Origin of the sequence: Mesorhizobium sp. NPDC059054 (assembly GCF_042739215.1) — a bacterium.
Lineage (GTDB): Bacteria > Pseudomonadota > Alphaproteobacteria > Rhizobiales > Rhizobiaceae > Mesorhizobium.
In genome coordinates this window covers 260,842-273,213 of record NZ_JBHYHV010000004.1, presented here as the reverse complement: position 1 = coordinate 273,213, position 12,372 = coordinate 260,842, and the positions used below count along the sequence as shown (strand labels likewise).

The following is a 12,372-nucleotide window of genomic DNA, read 5'->3' as shown; positions in this document are numbered from 1 at the left end:
CAATGGCCGCCGAAGGTCGCCAGCGCATCGACAAGTGGCTGTTCTTCGCGCGTGCGGTGAAATCGCGGTCCCTGGCTGCGAAACTGGCGATTGCCGGGCGGGTGCGCATCAACCGCGACAAAGCAGCGCAGGCATCCGATCTGGTCAAGATCGGAGATGTTCTGACCATCACGCTCGATGGACGAATCCTCGTCTGGAAAGTGCTGGCGCCAGGTATCAGGCGTGGCCCTTCTGAAGAAGCGCGCGCGCTCTATGAGGATATGTCGCCGGTGCCGACGACCAGGCAGGAAACGCTGCCGGATGCGATCGTGCCACTGCGCGACACCGGCAGCGGCCGCCCGACCAAGAAGGAGAGGCGGCAAACGGATCGCCTGCGCGACGAGGATTGAGGGCATAAAAGCCCATTGCGGCGTAGCCGTTGGAATGCAAAACCCGCCTGGGCCAATTCCTTGGAATGAGCCGGTCTTGCAAGCGTTGGCCAAAGACGTTACCTGACCGGCAACAATAGCAATTCCAGGAAAAGTGCGTAGCGGTTTTCCGTCCGGAATTGTGTCAAAGAGTGAGAGCGTTTCCGCGTTTCCGTGAAAAACGGAAATGCTCTAGACAAAACGGGACTTTCCCGGAGCAGGCCATGACCTACCTCGTCACCGACAATTGCATCAAATGCAAGTACATGGACTGCGTCGAGGTCTGTCCGGTCGACTGTTTCTACGAAGGCGAGAACATGCTCGTCATTCATCCGGACGAGTGCATCGACTGCGGTGTATGCGAGCCGGAATGTCCTGCGGACGCGATCAAGCCGGACACCGAGCCTGGCCTCGACAAATGGCTGCAGGTCAATACCGAGTACGCCGAGAAATGGCCTAACATCACCACCAAGAAGGACGCGCCGGCCGACGCCAAGCAGTTCGATGGTGAGACGGAGAAGTTCGAAAAGTACTTCTCGGCGGAGCCGGGCGGCGGCGACTGACGGTTCAAGACAGGCCAACTGTAACAGCAGGATTGTGCTAACCGTCTTGACAGGCAGGGTAGTGCTTGTCCTTCGCGTATGCAGCAAAATCTTGATTCTTGCGAGTTTTTGTGTTACACGGAAAAAACATGCCGGTGACACAACGTCGATTTATGGCGCATACGCCCCTAATCATCGAAAGGTGAATTCCAATTTCCGGACCAGAGCATTCTGGGCCAGGCGAACGCTTTTTGCGATTGGCCGGCACGGGCTTTTTTCCGGAGGATTTCGCTTGTTGTGTGGCATTCCAAGCTGGACCTGATCCGGCAGCCCCAGTTCTGTCGGCAGAGGCCTGCCGGCGTCACAACAAGGAGTTCAGGGCGTAATGGCAACGACAACCCCGCAGAAGAAGTCCGCATCCGCAGCCCGTCACGGTTTCAAGACCGGTGAGTTCATCGTGTACCCGGCGCATGGCGTCGGCCAGATTGTCTCGATCGACGAGCAAGAGGTGGCGGGTCACAAGCTGGAGCTGTTCGTCATCGATTTCCAGAAGGACAAGATGCGCCTGAAGGTGCCGGTCGCCAAGGCAACCTCGATCGGTATGCGCAAGCTCTCAGAGACCGACTATGTCGATCGTGCGCTGAAGGTCGTGCAGGGCCGTGCTCGCGTGAAGCGCACCATGTGGTCGCGCCGCGCCCAGGAATACGATGCAAAGATCAATTCCGGCGACCTGATCTCGATCTCGGAAGTCGTGCGCGATCTCTACCGCGCTGAGAACCAGCCAGAGCAGTCTTATTCCGAGCGCCAGCTTTATGAAGCAGCGCTCGACCGCATGGCCCGCGAGATCGCTGCGGTGAACCGTATGTCGGAAACCGAAGCAGTGCGCCTGATCGAGGTCAACCTCAACAAGGGTCCCAAGCGTGGCGCCAAGGCCGACAATGAAGAAACCGAGCAGGAAGAAGCTGCCTGATTGGTCTTCTTCTCTGAGTTACAAAAACCCGGTCGCTTTGGCCGGGTTTTTTGTTGGACGAGAGCCCTTTCTAAGGAGAGAAGGCGCTTTCAGTGCTTTCGCGACAGCTGCTTTGTCGCGGTTTCCAGGCCGTTCAATGTCAGCGGGTACATGCGGCCGGCAAAGATGTCGTGGATCATGCCGATGGAATGTGTGTAGCCCCAGTGCGGCTCGCGGGTCGGGTTAAGCCAGACCGCGTTCGGCCACTGGTTGAGCACGCGCTGCAGCCAGGTGACGCCGGCCTCCTTGTTCCAGTGTTCGACCGCGCCGCCTGGGGAGACGATTTCATAGGGGCTCATCGAGGCGTCGCCGACAAAGATCACCTTGTAGTCGTGACCGTATTTATGCAGTACGTCGAAGGTCGGGATCTTCTCGGTGTAGCGGCGGCGGTTGTCCTTCCAGACGTCTTCATAGAGGCAGTTGTGGAAGTAGAAATATTCCAGCTGGCGGAATTCCGCCCGGGCCGCCGAGAACAGTTCTTCCACCACTTTGATGTGGTCGTCCATCGAGCCGCCGACATCGAAGAACATCAGAAGCTTCACGGCATTGCGCCGCTCGGGTCGGGTCTGCACATCGAGATAGCCATGCTCGGCTGTGGCGTGGATGGTGCCGGGGAGGTCCAGTTCCTCGTCCGCGCCCTCGCGCACCCAGCGGCGCAGGCGCTTCAGCGCCACCTTGATGTTGCGCGTACCAAGCTCAACGGAATCGTCGAAATTCCTGAACTCGCGCTTGTCCCAGACTTTGACGGCGCGGCGGTTACGGCTTTCCGCCTGGCCGATGCGCACACCTTCGGGATTATAGCCATAGGCCCCGAAAGGCGAGGTGCCGGCCGTGCCGATCCATTTCGAACCACCCTGGTGGCGGCCCTTCTGCTCCTCCAGCCGCTCCCTCAACGTCTCCATCAGCTTCTCGAAGCCGCCCAACGCCTCGACCAGCTTCTTTTCCTCTTCCGTCAGCGTCTTCTCGGCCAGACGGCGCAGCCATTCCTCCGGCAGCGCCGCAACATCGACGCCGCCTTCACCCGAGACCGCCTCCACACCCTTGAAATAATGGGAGAAGACCTGGTCGAAACGGTCGATGTGGCGCTCGTCCTTCACCAGAGTAGCGCGGGCGAGATAATAGAAACCCTCGACGTCGTAGCTGACGAGATCAGCTTCCAGGCTTTCGAGCAAAGTCAGGTATTCCCGAAGCGAGACGGGAACCTTGGCGGCCTTCAGTTCGAGGAAAAACGGGATGAACATCGCGCCAATGTGCGTCGGCCAGGGCGGAGTGGCAAGGGCGGGTAGATACTGCCGCCTTGCCACACTCATGGTAAAAATAAGATTCAGCCTTTTTTGGTAATTTCCCGTTAGCAATTCCCTTGGCGGGAGTTTTGGTATCGGTGCCCGTCTCCGGTTCTTGTTTTTGCGTACGGGTTCACATGCGTTTCACCACGGTGTCGGCAATTCTGCTTGCCTGCGCGGCGCTCGCCGGCTGCGCTTCCAGCTCCGGCATGGATGAAGTCCTGTCGCCGGGGCCGTCTTCCGAGACGACCAGTTCGATCGCCCGGCCGAACAGCCCGGTGCCGACCGCCGATATCAGGTCCGAACTGCGCGAAGCGCCGGCTCCACAAATGGCGATGGCGGCGCCTGTTCCGGAAGCATCCATTCCCGAGGTTGAATCTTTCGCGGGGTCCCAGCCCAACATGCCGGCCATGCCCTTGCCCGCAGCGAAGCCGGCGATATTGGCTCCAGCGGAAAAGCCGACGATCCGCAAGGCGGCGATCGTGCGCGGCGACGTCTATGCCCGTCGCTTCCGTGATGCCAAGCCGATCAATTTCGGCCGCGCCACCTCGCCGAGGCAGCTTGCCGTGCACGGCGTCGACGTCTCGCGCTGGCAGGGCGATATCGACTGGGCAAGGCTGCGCACGCAAGGTGCCAACTTCGCCTATATCAAGGCTACCGACGGCGGCGATCATCTCGATCCGATGTTCAGGAAGAACTGGCGCGAAGCTGGCCAGGCGGGCCTGCGGCGTGGCGCCTATCATTTCTTCTACTGGTGCCGCACCGCCGGTGAACAGGCCGACTGGTTCATCCGCAACGTGCCGAAGGTCGCCGGTGCGTTGCCGCCGGTCATCGATGTGGAATGGAACGGCGAATCCAGCTGCAAGCGGCGTCCTTCACGGGAGAGGGTGCTGGAGAAGATGCAGGTGTTCATGGACAGACTGGAGCGGCACTATGGCCAGCGTCCGATCATTTACACCGCTCCCGATTTCTACCGCGACAATCTGAGGGGCGAGTTCCAGAACTACCCGTTCTGGCTGCGCGCGGTGGCACAGCACCCTTCGAAGGTCTATCCCGGCCGCAAATGGGTGTTCTGGCAGTATTCCGGTTCCGGCCTGTCGCATGGCGTCGCCGGCAAGATCGACCTCAATGCCTTCCACGGCTCGGAAGACGACTGGCACGATTGGGTCGCCGACAAGTCGAGCTGACGGGCCGGCGGGACACAAGCGATCCCGCCGACTGTCCTTGATTACATCAGGTCGTATTCGATGAAACCGGTACGGCGCGCCACGCGGTCGTAGAGCTTGCGCGCGGTGGCGTTGGTTTCGTGCGTCATCCAGTAGACGTTGACAACGCCGACCGCCTTTGCAGCCTGCCTGACGGCGTCGATCAAGGCGCTGCCGACCCCCTTGCCGCGGATTTCGGGATCGGCGAACAGGTCCTGCAGATAACAGTTGTTGGCCTCGGCCCAGCAGGAGCGATGGTACATGTAGTGGGTGAGGCCGACCGGCTTGCCATCGACGAGGGCGATGAAGCCGCGCGGCTCATATTCGCCCGGCGTGAACAGCCGCTTCCAGGTGAGCTGATACGTCTCTTCCGGCAGAACGGTGTTGTAGAATTTGAGATAGGCGGTCCACAGCCGATGCCATTCGGTGTGATCTGACTGTTCAAGCGGGCGGACGGTGACGGTCATGGTTCTCCCCTTCGGTGTCCAACCGTTGTATCCGCCCTTCTGTGCTGATGCGATGGCACAGCCTGTGCCTTTCCGTTGTTCGGGCTGACAGGTCAAACCACCCGGTCAGGTTCTCGCGACTGGCTTTTCGTCTACTTGGGCGGACCGCTTTTACCCCTGGCGTCTGGCCATGAAAGCCAGGCGCTCGAACAGGTGCACGTCCTGCTCGTTCTTGAGCAGCGCGCCGTGCAGCTTTGGCAGGGCGTTCTTCGGATCGGCGCGCAGATCTTCCGGCGAGACGTCGTCGGCAACCAGCAGGCGAATCCAGTCGAGCGCCTCGGAGGTCGACGGCTTCTTCTTCAGGCCCGGCACTTCGCGGATTTCGTAGAACTGGGTCAGCGCCGCGCGCACCAGGTTCTGCTTGATGCCGGGGTAGTGCACATCGACGATGCGGTGCAACGTGTCGACATCCGGGAAGCGGATGTAATGGAAGAAGCAGCGGCGCAGGAAGGCGTCCGGCAGTTCCTTCTCGTTGTTGGAGGTGATGATGACGATCGGCCGCACGGCCGCGCGGATCGTCTCGCCGGTTTCGTAGACGAAGAATTCCATACGGTCGAGTTCCTGCAACAGGTCGTTGGGAAACTCGATGTCCGCCTTGTCGATCTCATCGATCAGAAGCACGATCTTCTTGCCTGCCGCGAAGGCATCCCACAGCTTGCCGCGCTTGATGTAGTTGTGGATGTCGTTGAAGCGGGTATCGCCCAACTGGCTGTCGCGCAGGCGCGAAACGGCATCATATTCGTAAAGGCCTTGCTGCGCCTTGGTTGTGGACTTCACGTTCCATTCGATGAGATCGAGGCCAAGGCCGGCGGCCACCTGGCGGGCCAGTTCGGTCTTGCCGGTTCCTGGTTCGCCTTTGACCAGCAGCGGTCGCTCCAGCGCGATCGCGGCGTTAACCGCCACCATCAGGTCCCTGTCGGCGACATAGGCCGATGTTCCTTCAAAACGCATCGAAAACTCCAGTTCCGTCGCCGCGACCCTAACGCATCGACCCGAAAATCGGAATCGATTTTCGGAAAGTACGATGCGCAGAATCAAAGTGTTAGATCGTCCTTTGCGCGTCCGAATGGACGCGCGGCGCTCTCATGCGGGAGGCGGCAGGGGCAAGTCGCTGGAATGGTTTGGCTAAAAGACGGGTAATGCAGCGATGCCCACTGGCAAGCCGGCCGGTGCCACTCTATATTTGCCGGCGACGGTCTGCGTCTCGCGGCAGGAGAGACATTTCCCCGGGGCCTTATTGATCTCGAAGGGAGCTGTCCCTGACCGGACCCGTGGGTTCGGACATATGGCGCCCACCTACTTTGTAGGTTCCCGGGATCAACTTCTCCACCGGTTGCGTGGATCGTCACTTTTCTCCTTCTCTCACCTGTTGAGGCCACGTTGTCCGAAGGTCGCCGTTGCGACAGCGCGATGTGCCGTGCCATGGCATAGCCACGCCGATTGACGGGAGTGCGCGCCACCATGCACAAGGAACGCAAGAAACAACTGCGCAAGGAAGCGCTGGCACGCCGCGACGCGCTCGATCCATTCTGGCGCATCGAGGCTTCGCTGGAGATGGCAGAGACCGCGCGTGACAATGTTTCATTCGAGCCGCGGGCGATTGTTTCCGGTTTCTGGCCAATGCGCTCGGAAGTCGATGTGCGACCAATGATGTTTGCGCTGCGCGAACACGGTGCGCGTCTGTGCCTGCCCGCAATCCTAGACAAGACCACGATCGTCTTTCGCGAGCTGGTGCGTGGCGCGCCGCTGGTCGAGATGGGTTACGGCACGCATGGCCCCGCCGAGGAAGCCGAAGTTCTGGACCCGGACATCATGCTGATCCCGCTTGCCGCTTTCGATCCTCGCGGCCACCGGATCGGCTATGGCGCCGGCTACTACGACCGAGCCATCGCCAGGCTGCAGGACGCCGGCAGGCAACCGCGCCTGATCGGGATCGCGTTCGATTGCCAGGAGGTGCCCGAAGTGCCCGACGAGCCGCACGACGTGGTCATCCCCGAAATCCTGACAGAGAGCGGGTTGCGGCGGTTTACCCAGCAGCTATAGATGACTGCATGAGGCTGCTTTTTCTGGGCGACATGGTGGGTAAGACGGGCCGCACGGCAGTGTGGGAACAATTGCCCGGCTTGATCTCCGATTTCAGGCTGGATTTCGTCATCGTCAACGGCGAGAACGCAGCCGGCGGATTCGGCATCACCGAGGAGATTTTCCGCGACACCATTTCGGCCGGAGCGGATGTGGTGACCACCGGCAATCATGTCTGGGACCAGCGCGACGCCCTCAATTTCGCACCACGTGAGGAACGGTTTCTCAGGCCGGCCAATTTTCCAAAGGGCACGCCGGGACGTGGCTCCGGCGTCTACATCGCACGCAACGGCGCACGCGTTCTGGTTGCAAACATCATGGGCCGGGTGTTCATGCATCCCGAGCTCGACGACCCGTTCCAGGCGGGCGAGCGCGAGCTTGCCGCATGTCCGCTCGGCGAGCAGGCGGATGCCGTGGTGATCGATTTCCACGCCGAAGCGACCAGCGAGAAGATGTGCTTCGCGCATTTCGTCGACGGTCGCGCCTCGCTGGTGGTCGGAACGCACACACATCAGCCGACAGCCGACCACCAGATTCTCAATGGCGGAACTGCCTATCTCACCGATGCCGGCATGTGCGGCGACTATGATTCGTCGCTCGGCATGGACAAGGAAGAGCCGCTCAACCGTTTCCTCTCGAAAGTGCCGAAAGGCCGCTTCGAAGCCGCCAACGGACCTGCTACGATCTGCGGCGTCGGTGTCGACATTTCCGACCGCACGGGTCTGGCGGAACGCATTGCGCCGTTTCGCCGCGGACCAAGACTGGAAGAAACTGTCCCATCCTTCTGGTTGTGACATTGAAGACGGGAACCGTCGTACCTAACTGCCGCCGAAACCTAGTTTGCCTGCTTCAGATCGTTCAAGGGGAAGACGACCTCCATGCAGATCATCGAGTTTCTCGCGCCGCACTTCGCCTTCGTCAACGATCCAACCGCCTGGGCAGCACTGCTGACCCTGATCGCGCTTGAGATCGTTCTTGGCATCGACAATCTTATCTTCATTTCCATCCTGACCAACAAGCTGCCGGAAGCCCAGCGGGCGCGAGCACGGCGGCTTGGCATCGGCGCGGCGCTGATCATGCGGTTGCTGCTGCTGGCCACGATCTCGATCATTGTCGGGCTGACAGCGCCTGTCTTCACAGCTTTCGGGCATGGTTTCTCGTGGCGAGATCTGATCCTGATCGCCGGTGGCCTGTTCCTGGTGTGGAAAGCGACCAAGGAAATCCATCACACCGTCGATCCCGAGGATCATAAGGATTCGATGATCGGCGAGACGCTGCAGATCAGCCTCGGCGGCGCCATCTTCCAGATCCTGCTGCTCGACCTTGTGTTCTCGATCGACTCCATCATCACCGCCGTCGGCATGACCGACGAGATCGCCATCATGTATATCGCGGTGATCGTCACCGTCGCGGTTATGCTGCTGGCGGCCGCTCCGCTCGCCAATTTCATTGCCAAGAACCCGACCATTGTGATGCTGGCTCTGGGCTTCCTGCTGATGATCGGCATGACGCTGATTGCCGACGGCATGGGCTATCACGTGCCGAAGGGCTACATCTATGCGGCGATGGGCTTCTCGGCACTGGTCGAGGCACTCAACATGCTAGCGCGGCGTAAGAAGGTGAAGAAAAGCGACGGACATTGAGCGCTGCCTTGCCCGTCTCCCACGGAGGTGGGCAGGTCTTCAGGCCGTGCCGAACATGACCTTGCGGCCGTCGGGATCCTCGACGGTGACGACGACATCGTCTGTCGCGGAGGGTTCGATGCCGAGCTCCTTCAAGCGCGTGAGAAAGGCTTGCCGGTCATCGATCTTGAAATAGAGATGCGTCAGGTTCGAACCGGATAAAGGCGGGTGCGTGTGGGCGCCAAAGGCCTCAGCCTCGTGGATCGCCAGCTGAACACCGTCACGATCAAGACGCCAGTAGACATAGCTGCCGTGCGCACCGACCTGTTCGAGCGGCAGGCCGGCGACGCGGCGGTAGAAGTCGGCGGTCTCGGCGGGGCGCGCTGACGTCAGGAAAATTCCCCGAAAAGTCGTCTGCATGATCGCGCCTTGCACTATGCGGAAGGCACGCCGGTTGGATGCCGGTCGCCGATCAGTCCGAGAACAATGCCCTGTTCCAGCCAGGCCTTGGCGCCCGAGAGAGCCAGCGCAAATCCATCCGTCGAGTCCACCGCCGTCTTGACCTGCAGGTCCGCATCGCCCTGGAAGCCGAAATTGCGGATGGCTACGAAGGTGGCGGTGTCATCAAGCATCGGCGTGAAGGTCCATTCCACCGTGGTGGCAGGTTCGCCCCAGCCGACGACGATCTTCCTGCCCTTCACCAGCTCCCTGACCTCAACCGGGGATTTGAAATCGTACATGCGCCATTCCCATTCGACTTGCCGTCCGGCATCGAGCCGCGCGCTGCCATGGGTGAACCAGAATTTCGAGGTGACGGCTGGGTCGATGAAGGCTTCATAGACTTCGGCCGCTGGTTTGCGGATCAGCATACCGACTTCGGCAACAGGTGCTTTGTGCAGTTCCATCGTGTTCCTCCGTCTGTTCGAACTTCCTGGAAGCGTCATCACCACGCGTCGGGTTCGCGCACCATATGAACGACGTTGGCGGGGTTCATGATCCAGCCGCCGCGGAAGCCGTCGCCGAGCGGTTCGATCGGATCGCAGCGGACCACGCCGGCATCGGCCAGCTGTTTCAATGTGCCCGAGGAATCGGGCGTGAACAGCTCCAGCCATATCTCGGCCTGGCTCATCGTGGCATCCTCGTCGATCCAGAGCTGGTTCGGGCCGAGCTTGAAACCGACCGCCGGCGCTTTTTCGGTGATCGGCGTGAGGCCAACCGTATTACGGTAGAAAGCGATGGTCGGCTCGTATTGATGGCTCGGCACTTTCATGGCGATGTTGATACCGCCTTCGATTTTCGTGGTCATCGTCGGGTCCTTGGAACAGGGTTCAGGTCGGTCGGGATTGCGGTCACGGCAGATTGATCTGCCAGGAAACGCCAAAGCGATCGTTCAGCCAGGCAAAGCGCCGGCTGAAGCCGTAATTGTCGAGTGGCATCAGCACGCCGCCGCCCTCGCCAAGCGCCTCGACGATTTGCGACTGTTCGTCCTCGCTGGTGCAGGTGACGAACAGTGAGACCGAGGGCGTAAAGGTGAAGGCGTGCTTGACGTAGCTGTCGCTGGCCAACACCTCGAGACCGGCGATTTCGGCGCGCGCCAGCTTGATCGAACCTTCAGGGCCAGGCTGGCCGGCGCCGTAGCGGTCCACCTCGACGATGCGGCTTCCAGGAATGGTCTTGCAGTAAAAGGTCAGTGCTTCCTCGGCCCTGCCTTCGAACATCAGAAACGGCGCTGCTGTCGCCATGGCATGTCCTCCTGTGGATCAGATGTTGTCCGGATTGGCCGGCACGCCCTTCATTTCGGAACGGTAGTAGCCGTCACGCAGGTTGATGCCGTATTCGACATAGGCCTTCATGCAGGCGAGCATCTGCGACCAGCCTTCGCAGTTGATGTAGGAGCGCTTTCGGCCTGCCTCGTCCTCGCGCCAGCCCTCCTCGGCAATGGTGACGAAGGTGCCGCCGTCGTCGAGCTGTTCGAAATTCATCTCGATGCGGGTCTTGTAAGCCGGCTTGTCGTCCGGGCCACTGCCATCCCAGCGGAGCACGATCCGCTGTTGCGGTAGGATCTCGTCGACATCGACCGGGATTTCGCCCCACCAGGTCACGGTGGTGCCGACGACCAGCGGCGCGGAGGCACCGCGCACGGTGGTGAAATAGCCACTGAGCTTGGTCGGGTTGACTACGGCGTCGAAGACCTCGGCGACAGGCTTGCCGATGCGGCCCGAAACCCTGATTGCGATGGACATGTCCACAGCCTCCTGCTTGAAATTTCCCCTATCATGTTATAAAAACATAACATGTCAAGTGAAGCGAAAGACGATCATGTTTTCAAGGCGTTGGCGCACCCGCGCCGGCGCCTTTTGCTCGACGAACTCAAGGATGGGCCGAAAACGACGGGCACCTTGTGCGAGATCTTTGCCGACATGGACCGTTGCACGGTGATGATGCATCTGAAGGTGCTGGAGGATGCGGGGCTGGTCGTTGCCCGCCGCGAAGGCCGTGAGCGCTGGAACCATCTCGATGCGCTGCCGATCAAGCGCATCCATGACCGCTGGATCAGCGAATACGCGACCCACGCAGTCTCCATCCTCGACCGGCTGAAAGCAGATCTGGGGTGATGATGGTCTTCTAATCCGCCATCGCCACCAGAGCGTCGCGATCGTAACCAAGGCGGATCGGAGCGCCAACCGGGATATCGTCTGCGCCAAAGTCGTTGGTTTCGGTCACCGACAACGGCTTTTCCAGGCCCGGTATCTCGACGATGAGATGGGTGATCTCGCCGAAATAGTGCCGCTCGACTACCGTGCCGGCCACCTCATATTTGGCGGTGGCGTTGTCCCACAACACGCGCAATCGCTCCGGCCGGATGCCGAGCGTGGCGCCGGCGCCGTTGCGGATGAAAGCCCTCGGCTTTTCGGTGGTGACGCGGCCGAAACCCAGCGTGTCGACGGTGATGGAGGAGCCGTTTTCCTCGACGACCTCTGCTTTCACGAAATTCATGCCGCCAAGGAAGTCGGCGACCTGGCGGTTCACGGGCCGCTGATACATTTCCTTCGGCGAAGCGACCTGGGCGATGCGGCCGCCGAACATCACGGCGATGCGATCCGACATGGCGAGCGCCTCGTACTGGTCGTGCGTGACCAGGATGAAGGTGATGCCGACGGCCTGCTGCAGGCGGCGCAATTCCACCTGCATCTGTTCACGCAGTTTCTTGTCCAGTGCCGACAGCGGTTCGTCCAGCAGCAGCACCTTCGGCCGCATCACCAGCGCGCGCGCCAACGCCACGCGCTGGCGTTGGCCGCCGGACAGCTCATGCGCACCGCGTTTGCCAAGTCCGTTCAGCGAGACCATAGCGAGTACTTCGTCGACACGGCGCTTCTCCTCGGCTGGGTCGAGCTTCAGCCGCTTCAATCCATAGGCGACGTTCTGCTCGACATTGAGGTGCGGGAAGATGGCGTAGCTTTGGAACACCATGTTGGTGGGGCGCCGGTTGGCGGGCACGCCGACCATCTCCTGCCCGTCGACGGCGATCGTGCCGCTGGTCGGATTGTCGAAGCCTGCGATCATCCTGAGCAGCGTGGTCTTGCCGCAGCCGGAAGGGCCGAGCAGGGAGAAGAATTCGCCCTCGCGAATGGTGAGGCTGCAATCGTAGAGTGCCTTGAACGCGCCGTAGCTACGGGTGACATCTCGGATCTCTATCATTGGCCGGTCGGGAACAC

Annotated in this window: 17 protein-coding genes and 1 other RNA gene; 9 read left to right on the top strand and 9 right to left on the bottom strand. The window is 60.7% G+C overall.

All coding sequences use genetic code 11. The features are described 5' to 3' along the window. The first annotated feature begins 2 nt into the window (after positions 1–2). The 3 genes from ACFWXH_RS18570 (at position 3) to ACFWXH_RS18560 (ending at position 1,919) form a co-directional block, all read left to right on the top strand. A complete protein-coding gene (locus ACFWXH_RS18570; RefSeq protein WP_379122651.1) occupies positions 3–389 on the top strand; it encodes an RNA-binding S4 domain-containing protein in 387 nt (128 codons plus the stop codon). A gap of 242 nt (positions 390–631) precedes the next feature. Further along, positions 632–970 carry a ferredoxin FdxA gene (gene fdxA, locus ACFWXH_RS18565; RefSeq protein ID WP_054313824.1) on the top strand — a complete coding sequence of 113 codons (339 nt, stop codon included), beginning with the start codon at positions 632–634 and terminating at the stop codon, positions 968–970. 364 nt (positions 971–1,334) lie between these two features. Next, on the top strand, positions 1,335–1,919 hold the full coding sequence (locus tag ACFWXH_RS18560; protein ID WP_054313823.1) for a CarD family transcriptional regulator: 585 nt from the start codon (positions 1,335–1,337) through the stop codon (positions 1,917–1,919). 89 nt (positions 1,920–2,008) lie between these two features. Here ACFWXH_RS18560 and ACFWXH_RS18555 read toward each other — a convergent pair whose 3' ends face one another. Then, positions 2,009–3,199 carry a VWA domain-containing protein gene (locus ACFWXH_RS18555; protein ID WP_379123294.1) on the bottom strand — a complete coding sequence of 397 codons (1,191 nt, stop codon included), beginning with the start codon at positions 3,197–3,199 and terminating at the stop codon, positions 2,009–2,011. Between the two features lie 179 nt (positions 3,200–3,378). On the opposite strand from ACFWXH_RS18555, the gene ACFWXH_RS18550 reads away from it, so the two are divergent. Next, positions 3,379–4,428, top strand: coding sequence for a GH25 family lysozyme (locus ACFWXH_RS18550; RefSeq protein WP_054313821.1), 1,050 nt, complete (start codon positions 3,379–3,381; stop codon positions 4,426–4,428). 41 nt (positions 4,429–4,469) lie between these two features. Here the strand turns inward: ACFWXH_RS18550 and ACFWXH_RS18545 are convergent, their stop codons facing one another. Both ACFWXH_RS18545 and ACFWXH_RS18540 read right to left on the bottom strand, forming a co-directional pair. After that, the gene (locus ACFWXH_RS18545) at positions 4,470–4,913 is read right to left on the bottom strand and encodes a GNAT family N-acetyltransferase (protein WP_379122648.1); all 444 of its coding nucleotides are present in this window, start codon (positions 4,911–4,913) and stop codon (positions 4,470–4,472) included. A gap of 150 nt (positions 4,914–5,063) precedes the next feature. Beyond that, on the bottom strand, positions 5,064–5,903 hold the full coding sequence (locus ACFWXH_RS18540) for a MoxR family ATPase (protein ID WP_054313818.1): 840 nt from the start codon (positions 5,901–5,903) through the stop codon (positions 5,064–5,066). Positions 5,904–6,143: 240 nt separating this feature from the next. Here ACFWXH_RS18540 and ssrS point away from each other — a divergent pair. From ssrS to ACFWXH_RS18520, 4 genes are all read left to right on the top strand, one after another. Continuing rightward, a non-coding RNA gene (gene ssrS / locus ACFWXH_RS18535) (6S RNA) lies at positions 6,144–6,300 on the top strand. 113 nt (positions 6,301–6,413) lie between these two features. After that, a complete protein-coding gene (locus ACFWXH_RS18530) occupies positions 6,414–6,995 on the top strand; it encodes a 5-formyltetrahydrofolate cyclo-ligase (RefSeq protein ID WP_379122645.1) in 582 nt (193 codons plus the stop codon). 8 nt (positions 6,996–7,003) lie between these two features. After that, entirely contained in the window at positions 7,004–7,828 is an 825-nt protein-coding gene (locus ACFWXH_RS18525) for a YmdB family metallophosphoesterase (protein ID WP_379122643.1), read from the top strand. A gap of 84 nt (positions 7,829–7,912) precedes the next feature. Then, entirely contained in the window at positions 7,913–8,677 is a 765-nt protein-coding gene (locus ACFWXH_RS18520; protein ID WP_379122641.1) for a TerC family protein, read from the top strand. Between the two features lie 39 nt (positions 8,678–8,716). Here the strand turns inward: ACFWXH_RS18520 and ACFWXH_RS18515 are convergent, their stop codons facing one another. From ACFWXH_RS18515 to ACFWXH_RS18495, 5 genes are read right to left on the bottom strand one after another with little or no spacing between them, the layout of a single operon-like run. Next, positions 8,717–9,076 (bottom strand): VOC family protein, encoded by a 360-nt coding sequence (locus tag ACFWXH_RS18515; RefSeq protein ID WP_379122639.1) that lies wholly within the window; start codon positions 9,074–9,076, stop codon positions 8,717–8,719. 14 nt (positions 9,077–9,090) lie between these two features. After that, complete coding sequence (locus ACFWXH_RS18510; RefSeq protein WP_379122637.1) at positions 9,091–9,561, bottom strand: SRPBCC family protein; 471 nt, start codon at positions 9,559–9,561, stop codon at positions 9,091–9,093. Positions 9,562–9,599: 38 nt separating this feature from the next. Then, the gene (locus ACFWXH_RS18505; protein ID WP_379122635.1) at positions 9,600–9,962 is read right to left on the bottom strand and encodes a hypothetical protein; all 363 of its coding nucleotides are present in this window, start codon (positions 9,960–9,962) and stop codon (positions 9,600–9,602) included. A 43-nt stretch (positions 9,963–10,005) separates the two neighbouring features. Continuing rightward, positions 10,006–10,398: a VOC family protein gene (locus ACFWXH_RS18500; RefSeq protein WP_379122633.1), complete on the bottom strand. Its 393-nt coding sequence runs from the start codon at positions 10,396–10,398 to the stop codon at positions 10,006–10,008. Between the two features lie 18 nt (positions 10,399–10,416). Continuing rightward, the gene (locus ACFWXH_RS18495; protein ID WP_379122631.1) at positions 10,417–10,899 is read right to left on the bottom strand and encodes an SRPBCC domain-containing protein; all 483 of its coding nucleotides are present in this window, start codon (positions 10,897–10,899) and stop codon (positions 10,417–10,419) included. A gap of 51 nt (positions 10,900–10,950) precedes the next feature. Here ACFWXH_RS18495 and ACFWXH_RS18490 point away from each other — a divergent pair, with 51 nt between their 5' ends. Further along, complete coding sequence (locus tag ACFWXH_RS18490; RefSeq protein WP_379122629.1) at positions 10,951–11,271, top strand: ArsR/SmtB family transcription factor; 321 nt, start codon at positions 10,951–10,953, stop codon at positions 11,269–11,271. Positions 11,272–11,281: 10 nt separating this feature from the next. Here the strand turns inward: ACFWXH_RS18490 and ACFWXH_RS18485 are convergent, their stop codons facing one another. After that, positions 11,282–12,355 carry an ABC transporter ATP-binding protein gene (locus ACFWXH_RS18485; protein WP_379123293.1) on the bottom strand — a complete coding sequence of 358 codons (1,074 nt, stop codon included), beginning with the start codon at positions 12,353–12,355 and terminating at the stop codon, positions 11,282–11,284. Positions 12,356–12,372 lie beyond the last annotated feature (17 nt).

Bases quoted from the DNA above. Each gene is read 5' to 3' on its own strand.
- ACFWXH_RS18570 (WP_379122651.1), top strand. From the start codon at position 3: ATGGCCGCCGAAGGTCGCCAGCGCATCGACAAGTGGCTGTTCTTCGCG.
- fdxA (WP_054313824.1), top strand. From the start codon at position 632: ATGACCTACCTCGTCACCGACAATTGCATCAAATGCAAGTACATGGAC.
- ACFWXH_RS18560 (WP_054313823.1), top strand. From the start codon at position 1,335: ATGGCAACGACAACCCCGCAGAAGAAGTCCGCATCCGCAGCCCGTCAC.
- ACFWXH_RS18555 (WP_379123294.1), bottom strand. From the start codon at position 3,199: ATGTTCATCCCGTTTTTCCTCGAACTGAAGGCCGCCAAGGTTCCCGTC.
- ACFWXH_RS18550 (WP_054313821.1), top strand. From the start codon at position 3,379: ATGCGTTTCACCACGGTGTCGGCAATTCTGCTTGCCTGCGCGGCGCTC.
- ACFWXH_RS18545 (WP_379122648.1), bottom strand. From the start codon at position 4,913: ATGACCGTCACCGTCCGCCCGCTTGAACAGTCAGATCACACCGAATGG.
- ACFWXH_RS18540 (WP_054313818.1), bottom strand. From the start codon at position 5,903: ATGCGTTTTGAAGGAACATCGGCCTATGTCGCCGACAGGGACCTGATG.
- ACFWXH_RS18530 (WP_379122645.1), top strand. From the start codon at position 6,414: ATGCACAAGGAACGCAAGAAACAACTGCGCAAGGAAGCGCTGGCACGC.
- ACFWXH_RS18525 (WP_379122643.1), top strand. From the start codon at position 7,004: ATGAGGCTGCTTTTTCTGGGCGACATGGTGGGTAAGACGGGCCGCACG.
- ACFWXH_RS18520 (WP_379122641.1), top strand. From the start codon at position 7,913: ATGCAGATCATCGAGTTTCTCGCGCCGCACTTCGCCTTCGTCAACGAT.
- ACFWXH_RS18515 (WP_379122639.1), bottom strand. From the start codon at position 9,076: ATGCAGACGACTTTTCGGGGAATTTTCCTGACGTCAGCGCGCCCCGCC.
- ACFWXH_RS18510 (WP_379122637.1), bottom strand. From the start codon at position 9,561: ATGGAACTGCACAAAGCACCTGTTGCCGAAGTCGGTATGCTGATCCGC.
- ACFWXH_RS18505 (WP_379122635.1), bottom strand. From the start codon at position 9,962: ATGACCACGAAAATCGAAGGCGGTATCAACATCGCCATGAAAGTGCCG.
- ACFWXH_RS18500 (WP_379122633.1), bottom strand. From the start codon at position 10,398: ATGGCGACAGCAGCGCCGTTTCTGATGTTCGAAGGCAGGGCCGAGGAA.
- ACFWXH_RS18495 (WP_379122631.1), bottom strand. From the start codon at position 10,899: ATGTCCATCGCAATCAGGGTTTCGGGCCGCATCGGCAAGCCTGTCGCC.
- ACFWXH_RS18490 (WP_379122629.1), top strand. From the start codon at position 10,951: ATGTCAAGTGAAGCGAAAGACGATCATGTTTTCAAGGCGTTGGCGCAC.
- ACFWXH_RS18485 (WP_379123293.1), bottom strand. From the start codon at position 12,355: ATGATAGAGATCCGAGATGTCACCCGTAGCTACGGCGCGTTCAAGGCA.